This is a genomic window from Rhodococcus sp. IEGM 27, from assembly GCF_033142305.1.
GTDB classification, from domain to species: domain Bacteria; phylum Actinomycetota; class Actinomycetes; order Mycobacteriales; family Mycobacteriaceae; genus Rhodococcus_F; species Rhodococcus_F oxybenzonivorans.
In genome coordinates this window covers 147,541-160,748 of the sequence record NZ_JAWLSG010000007.1, presented here as the reverse complement: position 1 = coordinate 160,748, position 13,208 = coordinate 147,541, and the positions used below count along the sequence as shown (strand labels likewise).

Annotated in this window: 2 protein-coding genes (1 of these 2 running past the window's edge); both read left to right on the top strand. The window is 68.0% G+C overall.

Annotated elements, in window-relative coordinates:
• Window positions 1–16: 16 nt before the first annotated feature.
• Window positions 17–1,690, top strand: a complete 1,674-nt coding sequence (lnt, locus tag R4P95_RS23870; RefSeq protein WP_317745116.1) for an apolipoprotein N-acyltransferase — start codon at window positions 17–19, stop codon at window positions 1,688–1,690.
• Between the two features lie 69 nt (window positions 1,691–1,759).
• Window positions 1,760–13,208: the beginning of a non-ribosomal peptide synthase/polyketide synthase gene (locus R4P95_RS23865; RefSeq protein ID WP_397517649.1), read on the top strand. Its footprint extends 18,092 nt past the window's final position; the window shows 11,449 of its 29,541 coding nt (coding positions 1–11,449); the start codon lies at window positions 1,760–1,762; its stop codon lies off the right edge, out of view.

The following is a 13,208-nucleotide window of genomic DNA, read 5'->3' as shown; positions in this document are numbered from 1 at the left end:
CGGGGGAGCGTCGTCCATGAGCGCTGACGAGGCCGTGCCCGGCCGGTCGACTGGCGTTCGCGGGCTGGTGTCGCGTGGCCTCGTGTCCGTGGCCGCCGGGTTTCTGATCTTCGCTGGGTTTCCTCCCCGGCCGCTGTGGTTCCTGGCACCGGTCGGTGTCGCACTGCTTGTCCTGGTTCTCACCGGGGCCGGTGGGCCGGCGCCGCGACTCCGCGCCGGCTTCGGCTACGGGTACCTGGCGGGTCTGGGCTTCCTGGTACCGCTGTTGCCGTGGATCGGCGTGTTCGTCGGCGCCCTGCCGTGGCTGGCGCTCGCGGCCGTCGAGGCGGTGTTCGTGGGCCTGTTCGGGGTGGTGGCTGTCCTCGTGTCCCGGTTGCGCTGGGCGCCCCTGTGGATCGCGGCCGGCTGGTCACTCACCGAATGGTTGCGTGCCAGCATCCCGTTCGGCGGTTTCCCTTGGGGCAGGCTCGCTTTCGGGCAGTCAGAGGGATGGCTACTGCCGTTGGCGAGTCTCGGCGGCGCCCCACTGCTCAGCTTCGGGGTGGCCTTGACGGGCGCCGGACTGGCCTCCGTCGCCGTGACGGTGTGGGCTCGGGCGCACGGCGCGGCGGACTGGAAGCGACCTCTTGCAGGCGGTCTGGCCGCGGCCCTCGCTGCCACGGTGCTTTCGGTGGCGTTGGCGCCGGCGCTCGCCGACATGGGGTCGGGAGACCGGACGATTACCGTCGCGGCAATCCAGGGGAGCGTGCCCAAACTGGGGCTCGACTTCAACGACCAACGCAAACGGGTCCTCGACAATCACGTGCGGCGCACACTCCAACTGGCCGACGAGGTTGCCGCGGGGGCGGCGCCGCAACCGGATGTCGTCGTCTGGCCGGAGAACGCGTCCGATATCGACCCGCTGCGTAACGCGGACGCGGCCGCGGACATCTCCCGCGCGTCCGAAGCGATCGGCGCGCCGATTTTGGTGGGTGCGGTGCTGGTCAACGGCGACCGCACCACGACCAATTCGGTGATCGTCTGGGACGGCGACGAGGGACCGGGCGAACGACACGACAAACGCATCATCCAACCGTTCGGCGAATACCTGCCCTACCGCGATTTCTTCCGGCACTTCTCCTCCTACGCCGACCGGGCCGGCAACTTCGTACCCGGCGACGGCGACGGCGTCGTCCACGCGAACGGTGTTCCCGTCGGGGTCGCCACCTGCTACGAAGTGGCGTTCGATCGCGCCTTCGAGGGATCGGTGCGGGCCGGCGCGGAACTGCTCGCCGTTCCCACGAACAACGCCACCTTCGGCGATACCGAGATGACGTATCAGCAACTCGCCATGTCGAAGGTGCGGGCCGTCGAGCACGGGCGGGCGGTGGTGGTCGCTGCCACCAGCGGTGTCAGTGCGATCATCGCGCCGGACGGCTCCACCGTGGAACAGACGTCACTGTTCGTGCCCGCCGCCCTGGTGTCGGAGGTGCCGCTGCGGACCCAGCTGACTCCGGCGAGTCGCCTCGGGCCTCTGCCGGAGGTCCTGCTCTGCCTCGCCGCCGCCGCTGCGGTCGTGGCCGCTCTGGTGCCACGCCGACGATCCGCCCGCCCACCATCAGGCAAAATGCGCGCCGTTCCAGAATGTGGAATGGGTGAAACGCTTCGAACCGGATGCCCGATAGGGAACCCGAGGCGTACTCCTGAGTAAGGTTTGGAAAATTCCCAGGGTCGCCAGTCACTGTCGGGTGGTGACGGGGTGGTTCGTCCGCCCGCCGAGATGAGAAACAGGGGTGGACGGGTGGTCGACGCTGTGCCGGTTCCGCCCCTGCCTCCGACAGGTGATCTCCCGGAGAATGCCTTCCCGCTTTCTTCCGCGCAGCAGGGAATGTGGTTCGCCCAGCAGCTCGAACCCTCGGTGCCGGTCAACATCGCTCAGTGTGTCGAACTGGTCGGGGAGCTCGATGCGCCCCTGCTGTCCGAGTCGATGATCACCGCCGGCCGCGAACTCGGGTCCGCGTTCCTGCGCCTGATCGAGGTCGACGGTGTCCCGTATCAGGTGGTCGATCCCACCCTCGAAGCCTCGGTCCGCTTCGTCGATTTGCTGCACGAACCCGACCCGCGGGCCGCCGCCAAGGAGTGGATGCGGCAGGAGTACACCGCCCCGATCGACGTGTTCCGGGACCGGTTGGTGTTTTCCGCGCTGCTTCGAATCGCGCCCGACCGCCACTATTGGTACAGCCGGGTTCATCACGTGGCCCTCGACGGAATGGGCTCGGTCACGCTCGTCGACCGAGCGGCGGAGCTCTATACGGCTACCGTCCGAGGGGTGATCGCCGCGCCGTCCAAGGCGGCAGACTTGACGGAGGTCGCCGGCGTCGACCACGACTACCGCACCTCCGCCCGCTACGACGCTGACCGCCGATACTGGTCGGAACTCGTCGCTCGCATCGGCGAGCCGCACAGTTTGGTGGACCGCACCGCACCGGCGCGCGCCCGCAGTCGTACCACGGGCAGCCAGTTGCCCGGCACCCTCGTCGACCACCTCGACGCCGCCGTCGATCGGCATGCCTCCTCCGTCGCGTTCGAGGTAATCGCGGCATTCGCCGCCTACCTCGCACGCATGACAGGCCGCGAGGACGTGGCCCTCAGCTTGCCCGTCACGGCCCGAACCACCGCGCTGCTCCGCCGCTCCGGCGGCATGGTGTCGAACGTGGTTCCCCTGCGACTGCAGGTCCGCCCGGACATGACGAGCGCCGACCTCGTCGCCGCGGTCCGGCTCGAGGTGACGGCGGCGCTGCGCCACCAGCGGTATCCGCACATCGACATCCGCCGCGACGCCGCCGCCGACGACCAGGGCTTCTACGGACCACTGATCAACGTGATGCTCTTCCACAACGAGATCACGCTCGGCGACATCGTCGGCAGACTGGAATTGCTGTCGACCGGCCCGATCAGCGATTTGGCGGTCAACGTCTACCACGGGGTGGCCGGCACGAGCCTCAACCTCGATTTCGAGGCCAACCCGGACCTCTACTCGGAGACGGCGCTCGACACGCATCACCTCCGGTTCACCCGATTCTTCGGCGAGTTCCTCACCTCTGATGCCCTTCGGCCCGGTCGGATCGGCGACCTCGGCATTCTCGACGAGCACGAACACCGCAGCCTGGTGCCCGCGACCGGCCGTGCCGGGTTCGCCCCGGTCACCCTGCCGGATCTGCTCGCCGGGGCCGTCCGAAGCAACCCGGACGGTGACGCCCTGGTCGTACCGGGAACGGAAGCGCCCGCCGGCGTCCTCAGCTACCGCGCCCTGGACGAGACGTCGAACCAGCTGGCTCGACTGCTGATCGACCTGCAGGTCGGCCCCGAGGTCGCGGTCGCCCTCGCGCTGCCCCGCTCGCTCGACTCGGTGTCGAGTGTGTGGGCGGTGGCGAAAACCGGGGCAGCCTTCGTTCCGGTGGATCCCCGCTATCCGCGCGAGCGGATCCTGCACATGCTCCAAAACTGTGGGGCGCCGATCGGCATCACGACTGCAGACCTGCGCGCCGACCTGCCGGACTGCACACACTGGATCATCCTCGACGACAACCAATTCCGGGCCGAACTCGCCTCCTATCCGACCGGTGCCGTCGTCGACGCCGACCGCACCGCGGCCCTGTCGCTGGACCACCCTGCGTACGTCATCTACACCTCCGGGTCGACGGGCCGGCCCAAGGGTGTGGCGGTGACACACCGCGGTCTGGTGAACCTCGCCGCGGACGAACGCGACCGGCTCGGAGTCACACCGGACTCGCGGGCACTGCATTTCGCCTCCCCGAGCTTCGACGCCTCGGTGTTCGAGCTGGTGATGGCGGTGTGCGCGGGTGCGGCGCTGGTGATCGCGCCGACCACGGTCTACGGCGGCGACGAGCTTGCCGAGTTCCTCTCCGAGCAGCACATCACCCACGCCTTCTGTACCCCTGCGGCCCTGGCGTCGCTCGATCACCGTTCGCTGCACGACCTTCGGACGATCGTCGTCGCGGGGGACGTGTGCCCACCCGAGCTGGTCGCTCGCTGGGCACCCGGGCGGACGATGATCAATGCGTACGGGCCGAGCGAGACGACGATCATGTCCTCCGCCACCACCGCTCTGACGGCCGGACAGCCGGTGAGCATCGGAGCACCCACCGTCGGTGTGGATCTCGTGGTCCTCGATCATCGGCTGCGGCCCGTTCCCGCCGGGGTTCGCGGCGAGCTGTATGTTCTCGGCGCGAGCCTGGCCCGGGGTTACGTGCACCGGGCCGGGCTGACGGCGGAACGGTTCGTGGCCTGCCCGTTCGGAACGGGTGGACGGATGTATCGCACCGGCGACGTGGTCCGCTGGGTGTCCGCAGCCGACGGGACACCGGTGCTCGACTTCCTCGGCCGCAGCGACCATCAGGTCAAGATCCGCGGGTTCCGCATCGAACTCGGCGAGATCGACGCGGCCCTGTCGGCGCATCCGCTGGTGGAGTTCGCCCACACGATCGGCCACGAGGGCGCCGCAACCACACGCCTCGTCTCGTATGTGCTGCCCGCGCCGCATTCCGTGGTCGACACCCGCGAGCTGGCCGAGTTCGCCGGGCGCAGCCTGCCCGCGTACATGGTGCCGTCCGCAATCATGGTCCTCGACTCGCTGCCGCTCACGCCGGCAGGCAAACTCGACCGCAACGCCCTGCCCGCCCCCGTTTTCGCCGAGCGGTCCGCCTCGATCGTGGGACCCCGATCCGGCACCGAGGAGGTGCTCGCCGGGATCTTCCGGGACGTCCTCGGCGTCGACTACCTGAGCGTCGAATCCAGCTTCTTCGAACTGGGCGGCAACTCGTTGATGGCCACCCAGGTGGTGTCCCGGGTCGGAGCCGCGCTGAAGGTGCGGATCGGTGTCCGTGACCTCTTCGAGTCGCCGTCGGTGGCCCAGCTGGCCGTCGCCGTGGCCGAGTCGACGTCGCACACGCGCGCGCGACCGGTCCTGCGGCCGCGGGAGCGCCCGGATCGGGTGCCGTTGTCTGTTGCGCAGCAACGGATGTGGTTCCTCAACCAGTTCGACCCGGCGTCTCCGGCGTACAACCTGCCGATCGCCCTCCGGCTCACCGGGGACCTCGACCACGACGCCCTCCGGTGCGCACTCACCGATGTCGCGGAACGTCACGAAACGCTGCGCACGATCTTCCCGGACAGTACGGACGGACCACACCAGGTGATCCTGCCGTCCGGCGCGGTGCTGCCGCCGGGCGCGCCGGTCGCGGTGGACGCCGATTCCCTCACAGCCGCAGTGGCGTCGCTCGGGGGCACCGGCTTCGACCTGACCACCGATCCACCGCTTCGTGTGGGGCTCTTCCGCGAGGCCACCGACCGTCACGTGCTGGTTCTGGTGGTTCACCACATCGCCGCCGACGGGTGGTCGATGACCCCCCTCGCCGCCGACGTGATGGTCGCCTACGCGGCGCGTGCCCACGGGCAGATCCCGTCCTGGGCGCCGCTGCCCGTGCAGTACGCCGACTACACGCTCTGGCAGCGCGACATGCTCGGCTCGGAAGCCGATCCGGACAGTGTGGCCGCCCAGCAGCTGAGCCATTGGCAGGGCGTACTCACCGGTCTGCCGCAGGTGCTCGACTTGCCCACCGACCGTCCACGCCCGGCCCAGATGTCGCATCGCGGCGGCCGAGTCGACTTCACGGTGCCGGCCCTCGTGCACGAGCAACTGACGCAGCTGGCCCACCGCACCGGCACCACGCCGTTCATGGTGACGCACGCGGTCCTGGCCGTGCTGTTGCACCGCCTCGGTGCCGGCTCGGACATCGTGATCGGCACCCCGATCGCCGGCCGCGGTGAGGAAGAACTCGACCACCTCGTCGGCATGTTCGTCAACACCCTGGTGCTGCGGACCTCCCTGGAACCGGACGACACGTTCGCCGACCTCCTCGGCCGTGTCCGCACCGCCGACCTCGCCGCGTTCTCGCACGGCGACGTTCCCTTCGAGCGCCTCGTGGAGGTCCTCAGCCCGGAGCGCTCGTCGGCGTATCACCCGCTGTTCCAGGTGATGCTCTCGTTCCAGAACACCGCGACCACCCGTGTCGAACTCGACGGCCTCACCGTGGAGGCGGCCGAGATCGACGTCCACATGGCCAAATTCGACCTCCAGCTCACCGTCGTCGAGCACGTCGACGCCGAGGGCCGGGCCGCGGGCATGTCGATGGACCTCTCGTACGCGACCGACCTGTTCGACGAGCGCACGATCGTGGCGATGGGCGCACGGTTCCGCAGAATTCTCGACGCCGTACTCGACGACGACCCGGTCACTATCGGCGACATCGACCTGCTCGAGGCACCGGAACGGGCCGCCCTCGACGCGCGCAATGCCACCGACCATCCCGTGCCCCCCGACACGTTGGTGTCGCTGTTCGCAGCCGGTGCCGCCGCCGCCCCCGACGCCGTGGCACTGATATTCGAGGACGAGTGGCTCACCTACGCAGAGTTCGACGAGCGTAGCAACCGCCTTGCCCACCACCTGGTTTCGGAAGGCGTGGGACCGGAATCGGTGGTCGCCGTGGGCATGCGGCGCTCGCTCGACCTCATGGTCGCCATCTACGCGATCCTGAAGGCCGGCGCCGCGTACCTACCGGTCGACCCGGACCATCCGGTGAACCGCACCACGTACGTTCTGGAGACTTCGCGGCCGGTGTGCCTCCTCACCCGCAGCACAGAAGGCGTCGAGTGGGTCACCGATGCACCGGTCCTGCACGTCGACATTCTCGACCTGTCGACCGGCGAATCCGGGGCGCTGCCGGTGGCACCGGCTCCCGAGCACGCCGCTTATGTCATCTTCACGTCGGGGTCGACGGGACGACCGAAGGGCGTCGTGGTCACCCACGGTGCGATCGTGAACCGGTTGTTGTGGGCGCAGGATGAATACGCCCTGACTTCCACCGATGCGGTGTTGCAGAAAACGCCGGTCACCTTCGACGTGTCGGTGTGGGAATTGTTCTGGCCCCTCCAGGTCGGCGCGACATTGGTGATCGCCGCACCGGACGGACACCGTGACCCCGAGTACCTCGCCACGCTGGTGCGCCGACACCGCGTCACCGTCATGCATTTCGTGCCCTCGATGTTGTCGGTCTTCACCGCCGAACCGTCCGCAGCGCACTGCGATTCGTTGCGTATGGTCATTTGTTCGGGTGAGGCGCTGACACCGGATCAGGCCGCGAAGTTCCGGGCCATCAGCGCAGCCGACCTGCACAACCTGTACGGGCCGACCGAGGCCGCGGTCGACGTCACCTTCTGGCGCACCAGCTCCGCAGACACCGTTACGGTGCCCATCGGCAGACCGGTGTGGAACACCCGACTGCACGTGCTCGACGCCCGGTTACACCCGGTGCCCGACGGGGTGGCCGGTGAGCTCTACCTCGCGGGCGCGCAGCTGGCCCGTGGCTATCTCCGCCGTGCCGATCTGACGGCAGACCGGTTCATCGCGGATCCGTTCGCGGTAGGTGCCCGGATGTACCGGACGGGCGATCTGGTGCGACGCCGCCCGGACGGTGCCGTGGAATACCTGGGACGCACCGACTTTCAGGTGAAGCTGCGTGGACAGCGCATCGAACTGGGCGAGATCGAGAGCGCCTACGAATCGCACCCGGACATTCGACGCGCAGTGGTGACGGTGCACCGCGACGACCGCGGTCAGGAGTCCCTCGTCGCGTATGTCGTGGGTGAGGAGGGGGTGAACCCCGCCGCAGTGCGCGAGCACGTATCGGCTGTGCTGCCGTCCTACATGATTCCGGCCTACGTGGTAACGCTCGACGGTCTTCCTCTGTCGGCCAACGGCAAACTCGACCGGGCCGCGCTGCCGGCCCCGGTCATCGAGGCTGTGAGCACCGAATATGTGGCACCTCGGACCGCCGTCGAGATCGCAGTCGCCGAGGCGGTCGCCGACGTACTCGACCTCGGCCGGGTGGGGTTGACCGACAACTTCTTCGAACTCGGTGGCAACTCGCTCGTCGCCACCCGCCTGGTGTCCCGGCTCCGCAGCGCCGCGGATCTTCCGGTGTCGCTGCGCGACGTCTTCGACGCGCCGACCGTCGGCGGGCTCGCACAACGATTCGACGGTGCCGATCGCCAGGTCCACGCCGATGTCCCGATGCTGTCCGCTCGGGCCCGGCCGGAGCGGGTGCCGTTGTCTTCCGCTCAGCAGCGGGTGTGGTTCCTCAACCAGTTCGACACCGGCAGCCCCGTCCACAATCTTCCTCTCGCCGTGCGGTTCTCCGGCGACCTGGATGTCGCTGCACTCGGTCGGGCCGTGTACGACGTAGTCGAGCGGCACGAATCGCTGCGCACCGTCTTCCCCGATTCCGGCACCGGACCGTGGCAGCGGGTTCTCGCGCCCGGCGAGGTCGACGTAGAGATGACCGTCACCGACGCGGACGTCGACCGACTCGACCACGCGATCCGTCAGTTCGTTCTCACCGGATTCGATGTCACTACCGACATCCCCGTGCGGGCGCGGCTCTTCCGAACGGGAGCCGGCGAGCACGTCCTCGCGTTGGTTCTCCATCACATTGCCGCCGACGGCTGGTCGTTCGCTCCACTGTCCCGCGATGTGATGATCGCCTACGCGGCGCACAGTGCCGGACACGACGTGCCGTGGTCGCCGCTATCGGTGCAGTACGCCGACTACACCCTCTGGCAGCGCGAAGTGCTCGGTGACGAGGACGACCCGCAGTCGCGGGCGGCGCAGCAACTGACGTACTGGGACACCGCGCTGGCCGGGCTGCCGGACAGCCTCGACCTGCCCACCGACCGTCCCCGACCCGCGGCCGCGTCGCAGCGTGGTTCGACGCTTGCCTGGAACATTCCCGCCGACCTGCACGAACGCCTTGTGGCGTTCGCCCGCACACACAACGTGACCCTGTTCATGGTGGCGCATTCGGCGTTGGCGCTGCTGCTGAGCCGGTTGAGCGCGTCCCGCGACATCGCGATCGGCACCCCGGTAGCAGGCCGCGGAGATCGTGAATTGGACGACCTGGTCGGCATGTTCGTCAACACCCTGGTCCTGCGGACCGAGGTCGACCCGGCGATGTCGTTTACCGCCCTGCTGAACCACGTGCGTGAGGTCGACCTCGGAGCATTCGGTCACGCCGAGGTGCCGTTCGAGCGGCTGGTGGAGCATCTCGATCCCACCCGCACCACCGCACACCATCCATTGTTCCAGGTGGCGCTGTTTTTCCAGAATCATGCGCCCGCGCATCTGGAACTGCCGGGGTTGTCGGTGTCGAGTGAGCCGATCGTGCCCGATGTCGCCGCATTCGATCTGCAGCTCGTGCTCACCGAAACCCATGACGGCGGCCGCCCCGGTGTGATCGGGGCGCAATTCAATTACGCTGCAGATCTTTTCGACGACGCCACGATTCACGGCTTCGCGGCGCAGTTCGTGCGCATCCTGGATGCCGTCACCGCCGAACCCGGCATGGCGGTCGGCGACGTGGCGATCACCGATCCGGCTGTGCGCGCCCGGGAGTTGACGACCTGGAATGCCACTGACCATTTCGTTCCGGCCGGGACGTTGCCGGAGTTGTTCGGGGATCGGGTGGTGCGGTCTGCGGGTGCGGTGGCGGTGGTGTTCGAGGGTGTGTCGTTGACGTATGCCGAGTTGGGTGCGCGGGCGAATCGGTTGGCCCGGTATCTGATCGGGTTGGGGGTGGGGCCGGAGTCGCGGGTGGTGTTGGCGATGCGGCGGTCTCTGGATTTGGTGGTGGGGATGTATGCGGTGCTCGGGGCGGGTGGTGCGTATGTGCCGGTCGATCCGAATCATCCGGCCGAGCGGATCGGGTATGTGCTCGATTCCGCGGGCCCGGTGTGTGTGTTGAGCACGGCGGCGGATCGGGTCGGGTTGCCGGCGGGGGTCGAGGTGGTCTCGATCGACGAGGTGGATGTGTCCGGTTTCTCCGATGCGGCGGTCACGGACGCGGAGCGGGTGGTTGCGCTGCGGCCGGAGAATCCGGCGTATGTGATCTTCACGTCGGGGTCGACGGGGAAGCCGAAGGGTGTGGCGGTGCCGCATGCGGGCATCGTGAATCAGTTGCGGTGGATGCAGGCCGAGTACGGGTTGACCGGTCGGGATGTGGTGTTGCAGAAGACGGCAACGACGTTCGATGTGTCGGTGTGGGGGTATTTCTGGCCGTTGCAGGTCGGTGCCAGGTTGGTGTTGGCGACCGCGGACGGGCATCGGGATCCGGGGTATCTGGCGCAGGTGATCGATGAGCATGGGGTGACGGTCACCGATTTCGTGCCGTCGATGCTCGATGTGTTCGTTGCTGCGGTGCCGGCCGGTTCCTGCCGGAGTCTGCGGCATGTGTTCGCGATCGGTGAGGCGTTGCCGCCGGAGACGGTGGCCCGGTTCCGGGCGGTGACGCCGGCCCGGTTGCATAATTTGTATGGTCCGACCGAGGCTGCGGTGTCGGTGACGTTTTGGGAGTGTGGGGTCGCCGACACGGTGTCGGTGCCGATCGGTGTTCCGGAGTGGAATACGCAGGCGTATGTGCTCGATTCGCGGTTGCATCCGGTGCCGGCGGGGGTGGCGGGGGAGTTGTATCTCGGTGGTGTGCAGTTGGCTCGCGGGTATGTGGGGCGGGCCGATCTGACGTCGGATCGGTTCCTGGCCAATCCGTTCGGGGTGCCGGGTGCGCGGATGTATCGGACGGGGGATCTGGTGCGTCGCCGTCGGGACGGGGTGCTCGAGTATGTGGGGCGCACCGATTTCCAGGTCAAGTTCCGTGGTCAGCGGATCGAGCTGGGGGAGATCGAGTCGGTGTTGCGGGCGTATCCGGCGGTGACCGGTGCGGCGGTGACGGTGTATGCCGACGCGGTGACCGGTGATCATCTGGTGGCGTATGTGACGGCGGAGTCCGCGCTCGAGGTGTCGGTGGTGCGTGCTCATGTGTCGGGGGCGTTGCCGTCGTACATGGTGCCGTCCGCGTTCGTGGTCCTGGACGAGTTCCCGCTCAATACCAGCGGCAAGCTCGACCGGAAAGCGCTTCCGGCACCCGAATTCACCAGTACCGGCACCGAATACACCCCACCGCGTACTCCGGGTGAGCAGCAGGTGGCCGCCGTTTTCGCCGAGGTGCTCCAGGCCGACCGGGTCGGGGCGCACGACAACTTCTTCGACCTCGGCGGCAACTCGCTCATCGCGACCAAGCTGGTGTCCCGGATCCGCGCCGAACTCGGAGTGCCGTTGGGTGTGCGAGACCTTTTCGAGGCGCCGACCGTGGCGGAACTCGCGGCGACGGTGTCGGGGACGACGGGTGATGAGGTCCGTCCCGCGCTGATGCTCCGGCCACGCCCGGAGCGGATTCCGTTGTCCCCGGCGCAGCAGCGGATGTGGTTCCTCGACCAGTTCGACACCACCTCACCCGCCTACAACCTGCCCGTCGCGGTACGCCTGTCCGGTGTACTCGATACCGGCGCCCTGACCGCCGCGGTCGTTGATCTGATCGAGCGGCACGAAACCCTCCGCACCGTGTTCCCGGACTCGGAGACCGGACCGCACCAGGTCGTCCTCGACGCCGACTCCGCAACTCCCGAGTTGCCGGTCACCGTCGTCGACGAGAAGCGGCTCGAGAACGAACTTGCCGGCTTCCTCGGTGCCGGTTTCGACGTGACGACCGAGCTCCCTGTCCGCGTCGCCCTGTTCCGGATCGACGCCGAGGAGCACGTCCTCGCGTTGGTGGTCCATCATATTTCCGGCGACGGCTGGTCGATGGCGCCCATGGTGCGCGACACGATGACCGCGTACGCGGCACGCACACAAGGGAAACAGCCCACCTGGTCACCGTTGCCGGTGCAGTACGCCGACTACGCGTTGTGGCAACGCGAACTTCTCGGGGACGAATCCGACCCGGACTCGCTCGCGGCACAGCAGGTGGACTATTGGACGACCGCACTCGCCGGGGTGCCCGAGGAACTGGACCTTCCGGTCGACCGGCCCCGGCCGGCTGAGCAGTCCTACCGCGGAGGCCACGTCGACGTCGCACTCGACGCATCCGTGCACCGGGCGCTGGCGTCGCTCGCACAGTCCGAGCGGGCAACGCTGTTCATGGTGGTGCACTCCGCGCTCAGCATCCTGCTCAGTCGTGCGAGTGCGACGCCGGTCGTCACGATCGGCACCCCGGTAGCAGGCCGTGGTGAACGTGAACTGGACGATCTGATCGGCATGTTCGTCAACACGATCGTCCTCCGCACGGAGGTCGATCCCGGGGCGACCTTCCGCGAACTCCTGGGCCGGGTGCGGGACGCGGACCTGCAAGCGTTCTCCCACACGGACGTGCCGTTCGAGCGGCTGGTCGAGATACTCAGTCCCACTCGCAGTACCGCCCGCCACCCACTGTTCCAGGTGATGCTCACCTTCCAGAACCTCGAGCAGACCACGCTCGAACTCGACGGTCTCACGCTGAGCGGCCTCGACGCGACCCTCGATGTCGCGAAGTTCGACCTGCACTTCACGCTCGTCGAACAGTTCGACGAGCACGGGCTGCCGGACGGCATCTCCGCTCAGCTGATGTATGCGACCGACCTGTTCGACGAGTCGACGGCCGCGGCAATCGCCGAACGCTTCAGCAGGATCCTGGATGCCGTCGCCGCGAACCCGACGGTGCGCGTCGGTGACATCCCGCTGCTCGACACCGCCGAACGCTCCGCGTTGACGACCTGGAATGCCACTGACCATTTCGTTCCGGCCGGGACGTTGCCGGAGTTGTTCGGGGATCGGGTGGTGCGGTCTGCGGGTGCGGTGGCGGTGGTGTTCGAGGGTGTGTCGTTGACGTATGCCGAGTTGGGTGCGCGGGCGAATCGGTTGGCCCGGTATCTGATCGGGTTGGGGGTGGGGCCGGAGTCGCGGGTGGTGTTGGCGATGCGGCGGTCTCTGGATTTGGTGGTGGGGATGTATGCGGTGCTCGGGGCGGGTGGTGCGTATGTGCCGGTCGATCCGAATCATCCGGCCGAGCGGATCGGGTATGTGCTCGATTCCGCGGGCCCGGTGTGTGTGTTGAGCACGGCGGCGGATCGGGTCGGGTTGCCGGCGGGGGTCGAGGTGGTCTCGATCGACGAGGTGGATGTGTCCGGTTTCTCCGATGCGGCGGTCACGGACGCGGAGCGGGTGGTTGCGCTGCGGCCGGAGAATCCGGCGTATGTGATCTTCACGTCGGGGTCGACGGGGAAGC